This is a genomic window from Pseudomonas wuhanensis, from assembly GCF_030687395.1.
GTDB classification, from domain to species: Bacteria; Pseudomonadota; Gammaproteobacteria; order Pseudomonadales; family Pseudomonadaceae; genus Aquipseudomonas; species Aquipseudomonas wuhanensis.
The window spans coordinates 3,080,282-3,098,243 of the sequence record NZ_CP117430.1; the positions used below are offsets into that span (position 1 = coordinate 3,080,282).

The following is a 17,962-nucleotide window of genomic DNA, read 5'->3' on the forward strand; positions in this document are numbered from 1 at the left end:
TGAATCTCCCTAACCCGACCGGAGATCGGCTCATGACACAACTCAACGCTTCCTTGCACAATCAGACTGTAGTGGTGATCGGTGGCCGCAGCGGAATAGGCGCAGCCGTCGCCCGGGCCGCAGCCGAGCGTGAGGCCCGTGTGGTAGCGGTGAGTCGCCGCCAGCCAGCGGTTGACCATGATGCAAAGATTCGACACGAAGCGGCGGACGTCACCGATGAAGCGTCGTTGCAACAGCTGTTCGAGCGCATCGGCCCTTTCGATCATCTGGTGATCACGGCCGGTCCGAGTGTGAGTGCCAAACTGCTGGCTGACAGCGATTTGCAGCACGCCCAACAGGCCTTCGATGTCAAATTCTGGGGCACGCTGCGGGCGATCCAGGTCGCGCTGCCATACTTGAGCGCACGTGGCAGCATCACCCTGACCTCGGGTCTGTTGTCGCGCAAATTCGTCGCCGGGCAGTTCATCAAAACCACCTTGAATGCGGCGCTGGAGGCCTTGGGCAAACAACTGGCCAAGGAACTGGCACCGCGCCGGGTCAACGTTGTAAGCCCTGGCGTGACCGACACTGAGGCTTACGCCGGCATGGACGAAGCGCAACGCGCTGCGATGTTTGCCCGTACCGCCGCCGCATTGCCGGTGGGCCGGGTCGGCACCCCGCAAGATCTGGCGGCCGCGTTTATTCTGGCCATGGAAAACGGCTTTATCAGCGGCACCGTCATCGATGTCGACGGAGGAGGGTTGTTATGAGTTGGCACTTTGATCATCTGGCCTTCAACACCCCCGACGGGCAACCGTTGCAGGAGGCCTTCGGTTCGTTGCTGGGATTGGTGCCGGGACGCCGTCCGCCATTCCCGTTCCCCGGCCGCTGGTTGTATCAGGATGCGCAGGCGCTGGTGCATGTGATCGAACAGCCGACGTTCGATGAGACGGTGTTGAGCCACATTGCCTTTCGCACCGATGAGGACGCTGCCACGGTGTTGCGGCGGGTGCAGGCCAGCGGTTTGCCGTATCAGGTGGCGCAGGTGCCGGAGGATGGGATCTGGCAGATTTTCGTGCGGATGCCGGGTGGGCTGGTGATTGAGCTGGATGCCAAGGCGGGGAGTCTGGAGTGTGTTTAACGGCGATGTTTAAAAGACATTTCCAGATACTCACTGAGGCTACATATTCTTGCGCCGTTACCTACGACTGCGCCAGAATCCGCCGGCTAGTGCGCCTTGAGCCCGGGCTGTATCGTTTTCCCCGTCGCTGAAAAACAGCGATGGGGTTTGGTAGCCCCGGGTTATGCAAGGTGAAAGCATCACTATTTGCGGCGATTTCTCGTCTCTGCTTTATGGTGGTCATGCACAGGGCGCTTTCGAGCGCGCCGGTCTCCTTGCATCCCGGTCTACCAACCTGCGCATGGCCGCCACCCACCGTTTGGTAGCGAGGGTGATGGCTCCTTTTTACGATGCAAGGAGTTCCATCTATGTTCAAACCAACACCCAATCCACCGGCACCCGACGACGTTTCCCCCTACGAATCCCTCGATTCAAAAAAACTCCACGAAGCCGCCGACCGCGCCCTCGACCACTACCTCAAACCGCCCACCCTCAAAGACACCAAGCGCAAACCCAGCACCATTTACCATGTCGGTGAAAAGGTCGATAACGAAACCCTGCTGGTCAACGCCTGCGAAACCCTGGCGTCAGCGAGCATGATGCTCACTGAATTCGCCGGGCTGATGGAGATGCCGCATCGCAACATGATGCTGGGGATTCAATCGGTGGTCATGCTTGGGGAACTGGCCGTCAACCGGGTGCTGGATAACCTCGACCCGCAAGGCTAGCGAGAATTGATCGTTCCCACGCTCTGCGTGGGAATGCCTCAACGGACGCTCCGCGTTCGGCTCTGGAAGGGACGCGGAGCGTCCCGGGCTGCATTCCCACGCGGAGCGTGGGAACGATCACCCGAGAGGGCCGTTTTTGTTTTCGCTGAACCTTAAACCCGCAATGTCCGCGTCATGCGCAACGCCAGCAAACTCCCACAAACAATCACACCCGCCAGCAGATAAAGCGCCGCATCAGTCGACCCGGTGCTGTCCTTGACCCAACCCACCAGATACGGACTAAGAAAACCCGCCATCTGCCCCATCGAGTTGATCAACGCCAACCCACCGGCCGCCGCACCCGCACTCAGCATGGCCGTCGGCACCGGCCAGAACATCGGCAGGCCGGTGAGGGCGCCCATGGTGGCGAGGGTCAGGCCGAGGATGGCGAGGGCCGGGTTGGCGGCGAAGTTCACCGCAATCAACAGGCCCACCGCGCCCATCAGCATCGGCACCACCAAGTGCCAGCGGCGTTCTTTGCGCAGGTCCGCCGAGCGACCGACCATCAACATGAACACCGCCGCCAGCAGATACGGAATCGCACTGAGCCAACCAATCACCAGGTTATCGCTGAAACCCAGGTTCTTGATGATCGACGGCAACCAGAAGTTGATCGCGTAGACACCGCTCTGGATGCAGAAATAGATCAGGCCGAAGGCCCAGATCGCCGGGTTCTTGAACACCGCCAACAGGGAATCAGTGGCGGTTTTCGGTTTGCTGGCCAGGTCTTCAGCGTGATCGGCCTCAAGCACCGAACGCTCGTAAGGGGTCAGCCACTTGGCGTTGGCGTAACTGTCGCTGAGCAGGAAGTAGGCGAGGGCACCGAGGATCACCGTCGGAATGCCTTGCAGCAAAAACATCCACTGCCAGCCCGCTAAACCGCCTTGGCCAGCGGCGAAGTGGTTGAGGATCCAGCCGGAAAACGGGCTGCCGAGCAGGCCGGACACCGGGATCGCCGACATGAACAGCGCCATGATGCGACCACGACGGAACGTCGGGAACCACTGCGAGAGGTACAGCACCACACCGGGGAAGAACCCGGCTTCGGCCGCACCGGTAAACAGGCGCAGGGTGTAGAACTCGGTCGGTGTGGTGACGAACAGCAGGCAGGTCGACAGCGTGCCCCAGGTAATCATCATCAGCGCGATCCAGCGTCGCGGGCCGAATTTGGTCAGGGCCAGGTTGCTCGGTACGCCGCACAGTACGTAGCCGATGAAGAAGATCCCGGCGCCGAGGCCGTACACGGTTTCGCTGAATTTCAGTGCGTCGAGCATCTGCAGTTTGGCAAACCCGACGTTCACCCGGTCGAGGTAGTTGAACAGGTAGCAGATGAAGATGAAGGGGATCAAACGCAGGGTAATGCGCTTGTAGACGGCATTCTTGTCGTCAGCGTTGGCCAGGGTAGCTGTGGCGCTCTGTGACATGGCGGGCTCTCTCTTTATTATGATTTTTTGCGACGCAAGGGTAACGTTGATCGCCCAGTGAGTCTCGGCCACCCCTTGGGTGGTTGTCTTTGTGCCTGAGCACAGGGTTTACGACCAAGGCCTGTGCGGGTGAACAACCCGTTCCATCACGTTTTCAAGGAACCGCGCTATGTTCGAACTCGATCACGACCTGGCCCAGGACATCGTCGACCGGGCGATGGCCATCCTGCCGTACAACGTCAATGTCATGGACAGCCAGGGGCTGATTCTTGGCAGCGGCGAGCCGGAACGCATCAATACCCGTCACGAAGGCGCGCAATTGGTGCTGGCCAACGGGCGCGTGGTGGAGATCGACGCGCAAACCGCGATTCACCTCAAAGGCGTGCAGCCGGGTATCAACCTGCCGCTGTTGCTCGATCAGCGTTTGATTGGTGTGCTGGGCATCACCGGCGAACCCGAGCAATTGCGCACTTACGCCGAACTGGTGCGCATGACCGCCGAGATGCTGGTGGGCCAGCGCAATCAGCAAGCCGAACAGCAATGGCGGCGCCAGCGTTGCGATGATCTGCTGGCGCTGCTGCTCAGCGAGGCGGGGGATTCGCCGCGGTTGCTGGACGAAGCGCAGCAACTGGGGCTCAAACCGCAATTGACGCGGGTGCCGTACCTGTTCGAGTTGGGCATGGAACACGGCCCGGGGCAGACCGTCGAAGCGCTCAGCGCCTGGTTGATGTCGCGTTATCCGGACAGTTGGTGCGTGAGCTCGGCCAAGTCCTCGTTGCTGTGGTGCCGACCGGCGACGCCTGCGATCGAAAATGATCGGCTGCTGGAGAAGCTCGATGGCCTCGGCTGGAATATTTTGCGCATCGCCGTGGGCGGGCAGGCCGATGGATTGTCGGGGTTGCGCCGCTGCTATCGGCGCGTCGGTGATTTGCTGGCCTATGGACGCGATGTGTTACCGCATTCGCGCTTGCTGACCCTGAACCGTTATCGGCTGCCGGTGATGCTCTGGCGGCACCGCAACGACGATGCGCTGGATGAACTGCTGCGGCCGTTGCGCAAAGTCATCGCCAAGGACGGCAACGGCCAACTGCTGGCGACCCTGCGCAGTTGGTGCGAACACGACGGCCAGAGCCAGGCCTGTGCCGATGCCTTGGGCATCCATCGCAACAGTTTGCGTTACCGCATGGAGCGGATTGCCGAACTCAGCGGCGTCGACCCGCTAAAGCTGGACGGAATGCTCGCGCTCTACCTTGGCGTCCAGCTGCTCCCCCAGGCAGACGCCAACCCATGAATCACATAATTCCCTGTGGGAGCGGGCTTGCCCGCGATGGCGGTGTGTCAGTCACCATTCATGTTGGACGTGATGGCCTCTTCGCGGGCAAGCCCGCTCCCACAGGGAATTGTGGTGGTGCACAGATTTGTGAACGACGCTGCTCCCGCCGGGTTTTGTGGAAATGAACAATAATCCTCATGCCCGCTTGTGCAGCGGACCGGCGTTATTGTTCATGGCGGCTGGCAGCATGGACGCATTGGAACTGGAGAATTCGCATGAAAATCGTCATCGCCCCCGATTCGTTCAAGGACAGCCTGAGTGCCCAGGGTGTGGCCGAGGCCATTGCGCTGGGGTTGGCCGAAGTCTGGCCGGATGCACACTTGCTCAAGTGCCCGATGGCTGACGGCGGGGAAGGCACGGTCGAATCGATTTTGGCCGCGTGCGACGGCGAACTGCGCCGCACCCATGTTCGCGGGCCGCTGGGTGCCACGGTCGATGCCGCGTGGGGGTGGTTGCCACAGAGTCACACCGCGATCATCGAAATGGCCGAGGCCAGTGGCCTGCAACTGGTTCCGCCGAACCTGCGCGATGCCTGCACCAGCAGCACCTACGGCACCGGTGAGTTGATCCGCGCCGCGCTGGATGCCGGCGCGCAACGGGTGATCCTGGCGATTGGCGGCAGCGCCACCAACGACGGCGGCGCCGGGGCGATGCAGGCCTTGGGTGTGAAACTGCTGGATGCTCAGGACCAAACCCTGGTGCCGGGCGGTCTGGCCTTGGCGCAATTGGCCCGCATCGATCTGAGTGAGATCGATCCGCGCCTGGCCAAGGTGCGCTTCGACATCGCCGCCGACGTCAATAACCCGCTGTGCGGCCCTCACGGCGCTTCAGCGATTTTCGGCCCGCAGAAAGGTGCGTCACGTGAGCAAGTCGAGCAACTGGACCACGCTCTCGGGCATTTTGCCGAACGCTGCGCGCAAGCCTTGGACAAAGACGTGCGCGATGAGCCGGGCAGCGGCGCGGCGGGCGGCTTGGGTTTTGCCGCCAAGGCGTTTCTCGGTGCGCAATTTCAGGCCGGAGTGGAAGTGGTCGCCGAACTGGTGGGGCTGGCCGAAGCGGTCAAAGGCGCCGATCTGGTGATCACGGGCGAAGGTCGTTTCGATGCCCAGACGTTGCGCGGCAAAACCCCGTTTGGCGTGGCGCGCATTGCACGGCAGCACGGCGTGCCGGTCATCGTCATCGCCGGCACGTTGGGCGAGGGGTATCAGGCGCTGTACGAGCATGGCATCGATGCGGCCTTTGCCTTGGCCAGCGGGCCGATGACACTGGAGCAGGCCTGCGCCGAAGCGCCGCGATTGTTGCGTGAGCGGGCCCTTGATATCGCGCGGGTGTGGCGAGTGGCCGCCTGCAAGGCCTGACTCAATCCTCAGCAGAAAGAAATCCCTGTGGGAGCGGGCTTGCCCGCGAAAGCGGTGTGTCAGGCACCGCCAATGTTGACTGTGCCGCCGCCTTCGCGGGCAAGCCCGCTCCCACAGGTTCTGCGCTTTAGCTAACCAGTGTTTCACCGCTGAAACACTCCAGCCTCCCTCGAAAAATATTTCTCCAACCCCTGCAAAAAACCTCAACCCCGGCCGATACAGCTAACAGGCGCACACAAACCAACTACAACAGTGGCGCCAAGCTGAAAGGGTGCGCGCCATCGCCCGCCCGACAGTGATCACCGCAAGGATGCTCGCCGCCTCAATTACCGAGATCATCCTATGTCATTGCGTAATCTGAAAATCGCGCCTCGAGCTTTCCTCGGTTTCGCCTTCATTGCCATGCTGGTCATCGTGCTCGGCGTGTTTGCCGTGAACCGCATGTCGATCATCCGCCAGGCCTCTGTCGATATGGAAATGACGCAGTTACCCAGCATCGGGTTTCTGGGCAACGTGACGGAAAACGTTCTGCGTCTGCGGATTCTCTCGTTCCGCGTGCTGGTTAACCGTGACCCGGCGGCGTTGCAGGAAGCCCAGACCCGCATCGGCGTGCTCGTCGACAAGGTGCGCAGCGCCCAAGCCAGTTATGCCGCCTTGCCGGCCAGCCCTGAAGAAGCCGCGCTGTACAAAACCTTCGCGACTACCCTCGACAACTACATGCAGGCCCAGAGCCAAATGCTGGAACTGTCGCGGCAGAACAAACTGGAGGAGATGCGCGCCCTGATCAATACGCGGATCAAGGAAGGCACCGATCAGATGGGCGAGCAACTGAACAAACTGGTAGCGCTCAACGCCGCCGATGCCAAAGCTGCGTCGGCCAAGGCGGGCGAGCATTACAGCGAAGCCTTTACCGGCATCGTGACGGTGGCGGTGATGGCTTCGTTGCTGACCGTGCTGCTGGCCTGGCTGTTGACCCGCAGCATCCTCACACCGCTAAACCGTGCGGTGCTCGCCGCCGAAACCATTGCCGGCGGCAACCTGAGCAAGGTCATCGAAGTCGACGGCAACGACGAACCGGCGCGTTTGCTGGGTGCCTTGTCCGCCATGCAGCTCAACCTGCGTAAAACCATCGAACAGATCGCCGGCTCCGCGACGCAACTGGGCGCCGCCGCTGAAGAGCTCAGCACCGTGACGCAAGAAGCGTCCCGTGGCCTGCAACAGCAAAACAACGAAATCGAACAGGCGGCCACCGCCGTCAACGAAATGACCGCCGCCGTGGAAGAAGTGGCGCGCAATGCGGTATCGACCTCCGAAGCCTCGAACCAGTCGACCCAAGCGGCCCGCGAAGGTCGTGACCGGGTGGTGGAAACCGTCGACGCGATCCAGACTATGACCCATGACGTGCAGAACACGGCGTTGATGATCGAAGGCCTGGCGACTCAGGGCCGCGACATCGGCAAAGTGCTGGACGTGATCCGCGCCATCGCCGAGCAGACCAACCTGCTGGCCCTCAACGCCGCGATCGAAGCCGCCCGTGCAGGAGAGGCCGGACGTGGCTTTGCGGTGGTGGCGGATGAGGTTCGGGCGTTGGCCCATCGCACCGCGCAATCGACCCAGGAAATCGAGAAAATGGTCGCCGGCATTCAGAACGGCACCGGCGAAGCGGTCTCGTCGATGCAACAAAGCAATCAACGTACCCAAAGTACCCTGGAAATGGCCCGTGCGGCGGGTGTCGCCCTGGAGCAGATCACTCAATCGATTCAACTGATCAACGAGCGTAACCTGGTGATCGCCAGCGCCTCGGAAGAACAGGCTCAAGTGTCCCGTGAAGTCGACCGCAATCTGGTGAATATTCGCGACTTGGCTACTCAGTCCGCCGCCGGTGCCAACCAGACCAGCGCCGCCACCCACGAACTGTCACGATTGGCGGTTGATTTGAATGCGATGGTGGCGCGTTTCGTGATTTGAGATAGGGTTGAAACTGGAACCCGCGCGTTAGGAGAAGTACATGCGCTATTCAGCCTTGACCCAACGAATCGACGGTGACGGAGCGGCAGCCTGGAAGATTCACGATCGAGCGCTGGAATTGCGCGAGCAGGGCGTCGACGTGCTGCTGCTATCGGTCGGCGATCCGGATTTCGACACGCCGCTGCCCATCGTCCACGCCGCCATCGACAGCCTGTTGGCCGGTGACACTCATTACTCGGATGTACGCGGCACCCGCACACTACGCACCAGCATCGCCAGCCGTCATCAGCGGCGCTGCGGTCAGGAGGTGGATGCCGACCATGTGATCGTGCTGCCCGGTGCGCAGTGCGCGGTGTATTCGGTCGCCCAATGCTTGCTCGATCCGGGTGATGAAGTGATCGTCGCCGAACCGATGTACGTGACCTATGAAGGTGTGTTCGGCGCCTGCGGAGCCAGCGTGGTGCCGGTGGCGGTGCGTCCGGAGAATGGCTTTCAGGTCGAACCGGCGGATGTAGCGGCGCTGATTACCCCAAAAACCCGCGTCATCCTGCTCAACAGCCCGAATAATCCCTCTGGCGCCAGCCTGTCGTTGAAGAGCTGGCAAGCGCTGGCGGCGCTGTGTGTGCGGCATGACCTCTGGCTGATCAGCGACGAGGTCTACAGCGACCTGTTGTATGAGGGCGAGCACATTAGCCCGGCCAGTCTGCCGGGCATGGCCGAGCGCACCGCGACCCTCAACAGTTTGTCCAAATCCCATGCCATGAGCGGCTGGCGGGTGGGCTGGATGATCGGCCCGAAACCGCTGGCTGAACACTTGATGCACCTGTCGCTGTGCATGCTGTTCGGCCTTCCGGATTTCGTCCAGAAAGCCGCGCAAGTGGCGCTCGATAAAGACTTGCCGGAAGTGGCGCTGATGCGTGAGGAATATCGCCAGCGTCGCGATCTGGTGTGCGCGAGGCTAAGTGGTTGCCCGGGCATCCGGCCGATCAAACCCGATGGCGGAATGTTCGTGATGGTCGATGTGCGCCAGACCGGGCTTGGGGCCCAGGATTTTGCCGAGCGGTTGCTTGAAGTGTATGGCGTGTCGGTGTTGGCCGGCGAAGCTTTCGGGCCGAGCGCGGCGGGGCATATTCGCATTGGGTTGGTGGTGGATCAGGTGAGGCTGGCGGATGCGTGCCAGCGGATTGCGTCGTGTGCAGCGCAGTTGCTGCAGGTGCGGCGGGCTTGATGGATTTGTGTTGTATCGGCCGGCCCCATCGCGGGCAAGCCCGCTCCCACAGGTTTTTGTGAACGCCATAGATCCCTGTGGGAGCGGGCTTGCCCGCGATGGCTGCCTGACAAACGCAAAATTTCTTAAACCCGCCACGCTCCGACATTCACCAAATTAGCCGGTCGCTCCCCAGCCAAAGCCGCCAACAGATTATCCACCGCACACGTCGCCATCGCCTCCCGCGTCTCGTGCGTCGCCGACCCAATATGCGGCGTCGCCACCACATTATTCAACTGCAGCAACGGCGAGTCATACCCCAGTGGCTCACGCTCGAACACATCCAGCCCCGCCGCGCGAATCCGCTTTTGTTGCAACGCTTCGATCAGCGCTGGCTCATCCACCACCTTGCCCCGGGAAATGTTGATGAAGATCGTCTCGGGACGCATCAGGGCGAACTGTTCAGCGCCAATCAACCCCTCGGTTTCAGCAGTCAGGGGCAACGTCAGGCAAACGAAATCGGCCTGCTGCAGCAGTTCGGTCAGGCTGCGGTATTGCGCATTGAATCGCTGCTCCACCGCCGGTTTCGGTGAATGGCTGTGATACAGAACCGGCATGCCAAAACCGAAATGCCCGCGCTGCGCCAATGCCTCGCCAATCCGCCCCATGCCGATGATTCCCAGCGTCTTGCCATGCACATCGCTGCCGAAATGCGTCGGCCCGATGTTGCGGTTCCACTGGCCGGCGCGAACCATGTTGGCCAGTTCCACCACACGCCGGGCGGTGGCCAGGATCAGCGCGAAACCGGTGTCGGCGGTGGTTTCGGTCAACACGTCGGGGGTGTTGCTGAGCAGGATCCGCCGCTCGGTCAGGTAGTCGATGTCGTAGTTGTCGACGCCGACGGACACGCTGGCAATGGCTTCCAGGTTTGGCGCCAGATCCAATAACCCGGCGTCCAGTTTCAGGCTGGCGCCGAGCAACCCTTGGGCGCGGGGCAGGGCCTGGCGCAGCTTTGCCAGACCCTCGGCGTCGAGGCTTTCGATCAGCGTCACCTCAGTCTGCTCATGCAAGCGAGCCATCAGTAGTGGCGAGAGTTTCTTGTACAGCACAACCTGCTTTTTCATCGTCGTCATATCAACATCCATTCAGGAATGAGCCCCAGCCGGCCGAGGCGTCGCAGCCTTGGCCACCACCCGGTCACTGGCGCCGGGCTTGAGGAAAATCGTCAGCACCACCGACAGCAGCAAGGCGCCGCTCATCAGCAGGTAAGACGCACCGGGCGATCCGGTGGAGCTGTTCAGGTAACCCACCAGATAAGAACCGCCAAACGAACCGAGTGCGCCCATGCTGTTGATCAACGCCATGGCGCCACCCGCGACGTTGGCCGGGAGGATCTCCGGGACGATGGCGAAAAACGGCCCGTACGGGGCGTACATGCAGGCGCCGGCGATCACTAGCAGCGTGTAGGACCACCAGAAATGTTCCGCGCCCAAGGCGTAGGAGCCATAAAACGCAATCGAGGCGATCAACAGCGGTGGCCAGACGAAGCGTTTGCGCTTTTGCAGTTTGTCCGAACCCCAGGACACCAGCAGCATGGCGATCACTGCGGCCAGGTACGGCAATGACGACAGCCAACCGGCTTCGATCATGTCCATCTGCGCGCCGGCCTTGAGGATCGATGGCAGCCACAACACGAAACCGTAGACACCGATGCTCCAGCAGAAGAACTGCAAGGCGAGGATGATCACCTTTGGCGAACGGAAGGCTTCGGCGTAGTTTTTCACCGCTTTGATGCCCACCTGTTCGGCGGCCAGGGCGCTCTCCAGGTCCTGTTTCTCCTGGTCGTTGAGCCACTTGGCCTGAGCCGGACGATCATCGGCCAGGCGCCACCAGATAAACGCCCACAGCACCGCCGGCAATCCTTCGATGATGAACATCCAGCGCCAGCTGAAATGCTGGATCAGGTAGCCCGACACCACCGACATCCAAAGCATGGTCACCGGGTTGCCGAGGATCAGGAAGGTGTTGGCGCGTGAGCGTTCGGCCCGGGTGAACCAGTGGCACAGGTACACCAGCATCGCCGGCATCACCGCGGCTTCGACCACGCCGAGCATGAAGCGAATCACGATCAGCCAGTAGGCGTTGGAGACGATCCCGGTCAAGGTCGCCAGGCCGCCCCAGAGGATCAGGCTGACGAAAATCAGCTTCTTCACGCTGTGCTTCTGGGCGTAAATCGCTCCGGGGATCTGGAAGAAGAAATAACCGAGGAAGAACAGCGCGCCGAGCAGGGAGGACAGGCCTGGGGTGATCATCAGGTCCGCCGCCATCCCGGAGGCGGCGGCAAATCCATAGTTGGCGCGGTCCAGATACGCCAGGCTGTAGGTGATGAACACGATCGGCATGATGTACCACCAGCGGCGGGTGGCCAGTGTTGCGGTTTTCATAGTGATGCTCCTGAGCTTGTTGTTTTTGTCGCAGCAGGTAACGATTTTAAATCTTCAGTGACTATTCGGGCCTCATCGCGGGCAAGCCCGCTCCCACAGGATTTGCGCCGATCCCTGTGGGAGCGGGCTTGCCCGCGATGGTGGCTTCAAACTCGACGGACATTTCCAGCCTGTTGGGCAACCCCTCCATATCCCCACGGCTCTGCACCGCGCGGCTGCCGATCCAGTTGGCACGCTGCACGGCGTGGGCAACGCTGTGGTTTTCCAGCAGGGCGCTGATCAGGCCGACGGCAAACCCGTCACCGGCACCGACCGTATCGACCACTGTCTCCACCGGCACGCCTGCAACGAAACCTTCATCCAGAGGGGTTCGGTAATACGCGCCGTGCGGCCCGAGCTTGATCGCCACGGCTTCAACGCCCTGGTCGAGGTAAAACGCGGCGATGTCGGCGGGGTCTTCGAAACCGGTGAGCAAACGCCCTTCGCTCAAACCCGGCAGCACCCAATGGGCGAGGGCGGCGAGACGGTTGATTTCGGTGATCATCTGTTGCTCGCTGGCCCACAGACTCGGGCGCAGGTTAGGGTCGAACGACACGCTGCGCCCGGCATTGCGCATGCGGGTCATCAGCTCGAAGGACATTTCCCGGGCCGATGCCGACAACGCCGGAGGAATGCCCGTGGCGTGCAAGTGCCCAGCCTTGAGCAATTGCGGCTTGATGGACTGCACCGACAAATGACTGGCCGCCGAGCCACGACGGAAATACTCAACAACCGGATCGCTGCCATCATCGGCGCGGGACTTGAGTTGAAACCCGGTGGGGTGCGCCGGGTCGATGTCGACATGAGTGCAATCCAGGCCTTCTTTCTCAAGCGTATCGATGACGAACCTGCCGAGCGAGTCCGCGCCAACCCGGCTCAGCCAGGCGACGTTAAACCCCAACCGCGACAAGCCAATGGCGACATTGCTGTCGGCCCCGGCAATGCGTTTGTGGAACTGGCCGACGTCGGCCAACTCACCGTTCTGCTCGGCAACGAACATCGCCATGGTTTCACCGAACGACAGAATATCGATCTCAGACATGAGCAGACTCCAGGCGGGATTGACCGAGGTGGGCGAGGGCGGCGACATGCTCGGAGGTCAACTGCACCAAGTCATCGCCTTGCAGCGGATACTCCGCTGCACGCATCACGTCGTGATCCATGTGCCGCAGCAATTGGCCCCACAGATGCAGGTCGCTGGCGGCCGGTGGCACCGCCACCAGTTTGCCGTCGGCCCGGCGCGCCACTGCTTTACAGTGCACGTAACCGACATGTCGACCGAGCAACCGCGCGGCGCTGGCGGCGGATTGGTCCTGCCATTGCCAGTTGCCGATATCGAAGGTCATTTTGATCGGCAGCTGATGTTGTTCGATGTCGGCGAAGAAACGCTGAAACGGTTCGATTCGGCCGCCGTGCAGCGTCTGGTCGTTTTCCACCAGCAGATGCACCGGGCTCTGTTGCAACTGCAGCGCCAGGGTTTGCAGATCGTTGTTGTCGGTGAAATAACCCAGGGAGACTTTCAGCCATCTGGCGCCGAATGCCTCGGCGCGCTTCAGGGTCGAGAGCAGTTCAGGATTGGGTGCCGATTGCCCGGCCAACCACAATTCCATCGGTGAGGAATAAATGCTTTCCAGGCCTTGGGATTGCGTGGCATCAGCCAGTTGCGCGGGGTCTTCGAGGGTCAATAGTTCTTCGCGCCATTCGATGTGCGTGGCACCGGCAGCGGCCAGCACCTCGACAAAACTGCCTTGGCCGCGTTGGCGGACAAGCTCCGCGCCGTAGCTGGAAAGGCTGATGGAAACGGGTGGTTTGTTCATTGTTATTCACCTCTGAAACCGGTTTCATTTTTGTTCAAAAAAAATGGCTGCTTTAAGGATGTGTTGTTCTTTCGGGCCCCATCGCGGGCAAGCCCGCTCCCACAGGTTTTGTGAACGCCACAGATCGCTGTGATTTGGCAAAAAAATATTGATGTTGAGTTGTGGGGTTTTTAGGGCCCCATAGCGGGCAAGCCCACACAGATTTTGTGAACGCCACAGATCCCTGTGGGAGCGGGCTTGCCCGCGATGGGGCCCGAACATTCACCGAAGATTCCCCAGGGTGGACCCCCGCACAATCAACCGAGCCGAAAAATCCAACGTCCGCACCGGCCCATCATCCCCACGCAGTCGCTTGAGCAAACATTCAAACGCACTCGCGCCAATTTCCTCAGTCGGCTGGGCGAGGGCGGTAATCCCACTGCCCACCAACGGATACCAATCCAGATCATCCAGGGCGATCAGCCCGACATCCTCGAACAGATTGCACTTCAACTCACGCAACGAATGGGTGCTGGCCAGCGCGGCAATACCGTTGGCACAAAACAGCGCTTTCGGGCCAGGACCGGGAGTTTGCAAAAAGGTGTTCAAGCGAGCAGTCAAATCGCCGCCAGTTTCAACCACCGCGCCCGAGAACGCCGGACGCTGCGCGACCTGCGCCTTGAAACTGCTGACCCGTTCGATCCGCGAACTGGTGCCGTCATACGGCTCGGTGACCATCAGCACATCGCGATAACCGCGTTCTTCAAGGTGGGCAATGGCCATCTCGACAGCGGCCGGATTATCCAGCCCCACCAGATCGCTATCGAGCTGCTCGACCTTGCGATCCACCAGCACCATGGGCATTTCCTGACGCAACTCGCGCAGTTCATCGCGGTGATGACCGAGGGTGTTCACGATCAAGCCTTCGATGTTGTAGGAACGCAGCAACGCCAGGTGCTGACGTTCCTGCTCATCATCGCGGTCGGTATTGCACACCACCAGGCTGTAGCCGTGCTGACGGCAAGCGGTTTCCACCCCGTGCATCACGGCAATCGAATAAGGGTTACGGATATCGGCCACCAACATGCCGATCAGGCGGGTGCGCCCACGTTTCAGGCCGCGGGCCATTTGATTCGGGCGATAGCCCAACTCGCTGATCGCCTGCTCGATGCGCGAGGCAATGGCATCGGAGAGCAGGGCGCGATCTTCGCCGATGAAGCGCGAGACACTGGCCTTGGAGACCCCGGCGTGTTCGGCGACGTCGAGCATGGTGACGCGGCTGCGTTGGGCGGCGGAGAAGTCGTTCATGGTGGGCGACCTTGTTATTGGGATAGTTCACACAAAGGGTCCTGAAACCGATTTCAGGAAACATCATTACGCAAATGCCGTCAAGGTTGCTGTCATTCAAAAATGTAGGAATAAGCGACGAACGGTAGTAAGACCTGTCAGATATGACAGTAGCCAGTCGATTGACTTTGGCGCCTAATTTAACTCAGCAACCACATCAATCCGGGAATATACACGCCAGCATGATGAGGGCTCATTACATGTCCCCTATACCGATTTATGAACCTCCAAAGGTGATCGGAGTGGCCGATCCCGATGTTGATCCCGCAGGCAATATTCCTTATGAATTGCTGCTAAAAGGTATTGATGTTGTTGTTCCTCTTTGGAAAAACTACGCATCAAAACCAGATGAGCGGGATATCCTTGTCGTGTTCTTTGAGCAGCCAGAATTGGAACTGCCTCCGGTGCGGATAGAAAGTATATACTTGCCAGCAGATATCAAGCCGGAATTTATAATTCATATTTCTCCAAAGTATTTGCAGCATAATGGGCCTGGCAATTTGTGGTATGAAGTTTTCGATACTGCTAATAATCCGGCTTACTCGTTTCGACGAACGCTTACTATCGATCATACTCCTGTTCAGACAGACCTTCCCGCTGCTGAGTTTCCCCACGCCGATAAGTACGGGTATCTCAACTGCACAACCGAACCGCCGCTGTGGAACGGTGTAACTGTGAAGTTTCCGCCTCTCCCAAGCTTTGAAGTAGGGGATGTATTTAATATTTTTTGGAGTGCTTATACCTCTCTTAATGGGAGTGGCCTGCAATTGACAAGGGCGCGCAAAGTAATTAAGCATGACATTTTGACTGAAGAAGATCTCCGCAATGGATTTGTCGAGGTGGTCACGCCATACGACATTCATATAAAGCCGATGGTCAGTAATGCATCTGCGCTGGTTAGTTATAAAGTGTATCGCGGATCCAGACTCATAGGGAAATCAAAGGTCGGGCTGGTAAGGATAGATAGGGTCATACCAGGAGAGGAACTTCCGTGCGGACCTTGAAAGAGCAGTGAGTTATATGTGTAGTCATATAAGTGAGAGCGTGCATCAGGTGGTCGTTCGTTGAAACCGGTGCGCTATCGATTGCTAAGACATGGAGAAAACCAGAATGAACGCAATAGTTGAAAAGGCCGTATTGTCCAGAATGGCAGTGCTTCAAGAAAGAACCTTCAGGTCAGGCGATACACTCGCTGATCCTCCCAAGGCAGTTACTATTCTGGCGCAAACATTGTTGCCCGACTTGCGAATACCCATCGCAGACTTGCTGTCGCCCTTGAAGTACCTCGTTCCCAAGCCATTGCTTGAAGACGATGATGATTTTCTACAGCCTCAGATTCGCAAAATAGGAGATCCAGCCTGGACAGATATTGCCCCCGGCCAATTTATTGAGCTGGGTCCAGTGGCTGACAGGGATTGGACTGTGCCGTTTGAGATTGCGGTCAGCTTCTTGAAAGAAGAACTCACCCCTGAGCCCCCTACTGAATATGAGATGCGATACATTTATTGGGCTGGAGGAACGAACGACGGTATATCGGAGAGCACCCTGTACACGATTGACCTGACAGCGCCCTACAAAGTGAAAAATCCGCCATCGGACCGTACGCCGGGCGCACCCACGTGGCCTGCCGATCTGGCGCCGACCTCACCGATCGATGAAGCTTATCTCGATGGCAAGCCTGGGATTCCCGTCAAGCCAGCAGTCTCCCCAACCTATCACCTGAGTGACATTTACAGTTTTTACTGGGGGCCCGCACCTGATCCGGCTCGCGATACGCCAGTGTTTGAAGATGTATTGAATGCTGCAGGGGAGGCGTTAATTCCTGCCGACGCATTTAAGAATGGGGAGGAGGGGCCTAATCAGCTTATTTATGTAGCGAGAGACTTGCCAGGAAATAAAGGGCGCAGATCAAATCCCAGCCAGCGCACTGTGGTCTTTTTGCCTGACCCTGATCCTGCCACGGTCTTGCCGCCAGTGCTTCCTTTGGCGAATGGTGAAAGTGGCGATAATCTGATTGATCTGCCTGATACTCAATTTGATACAAGAGGTGTGCAAATTAATGTTTGGGTGCCGACGCCCAACGCACCCGGTGACACAATCATTTGTTTTTGTGGAGGAAAGCCTGTTGGTCCAGAGCAAAGAGTACGAACCGAAGTCGAATTAATATTTTTTGCTATGTATGATCTTATAAAAGAAGTTTATGGCGATACCGATGGAATAGTACCCATAAAATTTAGCTATAAAATGTTTCGTGGTGTCCGTGAGATTGCTGCAAGTGATGTCGACATAGATGTGGATATTTCATTCATTGGTCCGGATCCGATTCTTATTGGGTTGGATGCGCCCCGGCTGACAACAACGGCGGGTAACAACGATGAGGTATTGGAAGGGGACTTCAACGACAATGGTATAAAAATCTTCATTGACCTATTTACTACTCCTCCTACTGAAGAAGGTTGGTTGATTGATGTTTCTTATGGCGGTGTAAAAATCGGTCCGACCATTGCTTTGACAACAGGACAAGAAGGCACCACGATTCCTGTGTCGCTGCCTTGGGCAACTGTACTTTCCCAAGGCAGCGGAACCAAGGTTTTGAGTTGCAAATTGTATACGCTGACCGGGGTCAATCCGACTGAATCCAGGCCAAAGGATATTCTCGTAGAAGCATTTCCAATCGAAATGGCCGCGCCGGAAGTATTAAAGCTTGCAGGTCCACTTAAACGAATTGGCTGCTCTACATTGAACTTCCCTTCAGCGTTGGATCCAGGGGATGGTACGTCTAGACGAAATCTGCTGGTGCGCGTACTGAAAAATGCATACACAGTTGACGGTGAAACAATCACTCTGAACTACTATGCATACGTCACTGACCCTGCAGTTCCAATTGCTGGTACAGAGGCCGAAGCTACTTACGACATTGTTGGCGATTATCCTGAAGCCGGCGTCCTCATTAGTATTGGCGATTACATGGAGGACTTCAGGCCGGCACACAATGCAAATGGCAGGGTTACCTATACTATTTCGCGCGGAGGTACAGGTACTCCAACGCCTGAATCACTACCTGCTGTTCATCGGTTGGATCTGGACAACAGTGAGGGCCAATTCTGTGAAGAGGTGCATCCTCTTCCATAGATAAAGGCTGGCTTGCAACAGTGCGACGGGAGAAAGCCCCGTCGCACT

Annotated in this window: 15 protein-coding genes; 9 read left to right on the forward strand and 6 right to left on the reverse strand. The window is 58.8% G+C overall.

The window, feature by feature from the left end; all coding sequences use genetic code 11:
* Nucleotides 1-32 precede the first annotated feature (32 nt).
* The 3 genes from PSH88_RS14230 to PSH88_RS14240 all read left to right on the forward strand — a co-directional run bounded on the left by PSH88_RS14230 (nucleotide 33) and on the right by PSH88_RS14240 (nucleotide 1,827).
* Nucleotides 33-749, forward strand: a complete 717-nt coding sequence (locus tag PSH88_RS14230) for an SDR family oxidoreductase (protein WP_305426877.1) — start codon at nucleotides 33-35, stop codon at nucleotides 747-749.
* Nucleotides 746-1,120, forward strand: a complete 375-nt coding sequence (locus PSH88_RS14235) for a VOC family protein (RefSeq protein WP_305426878.1) — start codon at nucleotides 746-748, stop codon at nucleotides 1,118-1,120. Before PSH88_RS14230 ends, PSH88_RS14235 begins: the two co-directional genes overlap by 4 nt.
* A gap of 347 nt (nucleotides 1,121-1,467) precedes the next feature.
* Entirely contained in the window at nucleotides 1,468-1,827 is a 360-nt protein-coding gene (locus PSH88_RS14240) for a DUF6124 family protein (protein WP_305426879.1), read from the forward strand.
* Between the two features lie 152 nt (nucleotides 1,828-1,979).
* Here the strand turns inward: PSH88_RS14240 and PSH88_RS14245 are convergent, their stop codons facing one another.
* Complete coding sequence (locus tag PSH88_RS14245; RefSeq protein ID WP_305426880.1) at nucleotides 1,980-3,290, reverse strand: MFS transporter; 1,311 nt, start codon at nucleotides 3,288-3,290, stop codon at nucleotides 1,980-1,982.
* Between the two features lie 169 nt (nucleotides 3,291-3,459).
* Between PSH88_RS14245 and PSH88_RS14250 the strand changes: the two genes are divergently transcribed.
* From PSH88_RS14250 to PSH88_RS14265, 4 genes are all read left to right on the forward strand, one after another.
* A complete protein-coding gene (locus tag PSH88_RS14250) occupies nucleotides 3,460-4,581 on the forward strand; it encodes a sugar diacid recognition domain-containing protein (RefSeq protein WP_305426881.1) in 1,122 nt (373 codons plus the stop codon).
* Between the two features lie 257 nt (nucleotides 4,582-4,838).
* Entirely contained in the window at nucleotides 4,839-5,981 is a 1,143-nt protein-coding gene (locus PSH88_RS14255; protein ID WP_305426882.1) for a glycerate kinase, read from the forward strand.
* Nucleotides 5,982-6,323: 342 nt separating this feature from the next.
* Nucleotides 6,324-7,949, forward strand: coding sequence for a methyl-accepting chemotaxis protein (locus tag PSH88_RS14260; protein WP_305426883.1), 1,626 nt, complete (start codon nucleotides 6,324-6,326; stop codon nucleotides 7,947-7,949).
* A 40-nt stretch (nucleotides 7,950-7,989) separates the two neighbouring features.
* Complete coding sequence (locus PSH88_RS14265; protein WP_305426884.1) at nucleotides 7,990-9,177, forward strand: pyridoxal phosphate-dependent aminotransferase; 1,188 nt, start codon at nucleotides 7,990-7,992, stop codon at nucleotides 9,175-9,177.
* Nucleotides 9,178-9,302: 125 nt separating this feature from the next.
* Here PSH88_RS14265 and PSH88_RS14270 read toward each other — a convergent pair whose 3' ends face one another.
* From PSH88_RS14270 to PSH88_RS14290, 5 genes are all read right to left on the reverse strand, one after another.
* Nucleotides 9,303-10,280: an NAD(P)-dependent oxidoreductase gene (locus tag PSH88_RS14270; protein ID WP_305426992.1), complete on the reverse strand. Its 978-nt coding sequence runs from the start codon at nucleotides 10,278-10,280 to the stop codon at nucleotides 9,303-9,305.
* A gap of 21 nt (nucleotides 10,281-10,301) precedes the next feature.
* Nucleotides 10,302-11,600, reverse strand: a complete 1,299-nt coding sequence (locus PSH88_RS14275; RefSeq protein WP_305426885.1) for an MFS transporter — start codon at nucleotides 11,598-11,600, stop codon at nucleotides 10,302-10,304.
* A 61-nt stretch (nucleotides 11,601-11,661) separates the two neighbouring features.
* Nucleotides 11,662-12,681, reverse strand: coding sequence for a sugar kinase (locus tag PSH88_RS14280; protein ID WP_305426886.1), 1,020 nt, complete (start codon nucleotides 12,679-12,681; stop codon nucleotides 11,662-11,664).
* Entirely contained in the window at nucleotides 12,674-13,456 is a 783-nt protein-coding gene (locus PSH88_RS14285; RefSeq protein ID WP_305426887.1) for a sugar phosphate isomerase/epimerase family protein, read from the reverse strand. The genes PSH88_RS14280 and PSH88_RS14285 overlap by 8 nt, the downstream gene beginning before the upstream one ends.
* Before the next feature lie 261 nt (nucleotides 13,457-13,717).
* On the reverse strand, nucleotides 13,718-14,743 hold the full coding sequence (locus tag PSH88_RS14290; RefSeq protein WP_305426888.1) for a LacI family DNA-binding transcriptional regulator: 1,026 nt from the start codon (nucleotides 14,741-14,743) through the stop codon (nucleotides 13,718-13,720).
* Between the two features lie 281 nt (nucleotides 14,744-15,024).
* Between PSH88_RS14290 and PSH88_RS14295 the strand changes: the two genes are divergently transcribed.
* Nucleotides 15,025-15,786: a hypothetical protein gene (locus PSH88_RS14295; protein WP_305426889.1), complete on the forward strand. Its 762-nt coding sequence runs from the start codon at nucleotides 15,025-15,027 to the stop codon at nucleotides 15,784-15,786.
* A 106-nt stretch (nucleotides 15,787-15,892) separates the two neighbouring features.
* The gene (locus tag PSH88_RS14300) at nucleotides 15,893-17,914 is read left to right on the forward strand and encodes a hypothetical protein (RefSeq protein ID WP_305426890.1); all 2,022 of its coding nucleotides are present in this window, start codon (nucleotides 15,893-15,895) and stop codon (nucleotides 17,912-17,914) included.
* The last annotated feature ends 48 nt before the right edge of the window (nucleotides 17,915-17,962 follow it).

Coding starts and splice junctions, on each gene's coding strand:
- PSH88_RS14230 (WP_305426877.1), top strand. CDS start 33: ATGACACAACTCAACGCTTCCTTGCACAATCAGACTGTAGTGGTGATC.
- PSH88_RS14260 (WP_305426883.1), top strand. CDS start 6,324: ATGTCATTGCGTAATCTGAAAATCGCGCCTCGAGCTTTCCTCGGTTTC.
- PSH88_RS14300 (WP_305426890.1), top strand. CDS start 15,893: ATGAACGCAATAGTTGAAAAGGCCGTATTGTCCAGAATGGCAGTGCTT.
- PSH88_RS14240 (WP_305426879.1), top strand. CDS start 1,468: ATGTTCAAACCAACACCCAATCCACCGGCACCCGACGACGTTTCCCCC.
- PSH88_RS14285 (WP_305426887.1), bottom strand. CDS start 13,456: ATGAACAAACCACCCGTTTCCATCAGCCTTTCCAGCTACGGCGCGGAG.
- PSH88_RS14280 (WP_305426886.1), bottom strand. CDS start 12,681: ATGTCTGAGATCGATATTCTGTCGTTCGGTGAAACCATGGCGATGTTC.
- PSH88_RS14255 (WP_305426882.1), top strand. CDS start 4,839: ATGAAAATCGTCATCGCCCCCGATTCGTTCAAGGACAGCCTGAGTGCC.
- PSH88_RS14290 (WP_305426888.1), bottom strand. CDS start 14,743: ATGAACGACTTCTCCGCCGCCCAACGCAGCCGCGTCACCATGCTCGAC.
- PSH88_RS14275 (WP_305426885.1), bottom strand. CDS start 11,600: ATGAAAACCGCAACACTGGCCACCCGCCGCTGGTGGTACATCATGCCG.
- PSH88_RS14250 (WP_305426881.1), top strand. CDS start 3,460: ATGTTCGAACTCGATCACGACCTGGCCCAGGACATCGTCGACCGGGCG.
- PSH88_RS14265 (WP_305426884.1), top strand. CDS start 7,990: ATGCGCTATTCAGCCTTGACCCAACGAATCGACGGTGACGGAGCGGCA.
- PSH88_RS14245 (WP_305426880.1), bottom strand. CDS start 3,290: ATGTCACAGAGCGCCACAGCTACCCTGGCCAACGCTGACGACAAGAAT.
- PSH88_RS14270 (WP_305426992.1), bottom strand. CDS start 10,280: ATGAAAAAGCAGGTTGTGCTGTACAAGAAACTCTCGCCACTACTGATG.
- PSH88_RS14235 (WP_305426878.1), top strand. CDS start 746: ATGAGTTGGCACTTTGATCATCTGGCCTTCAACACCCCCGACGGGCAA.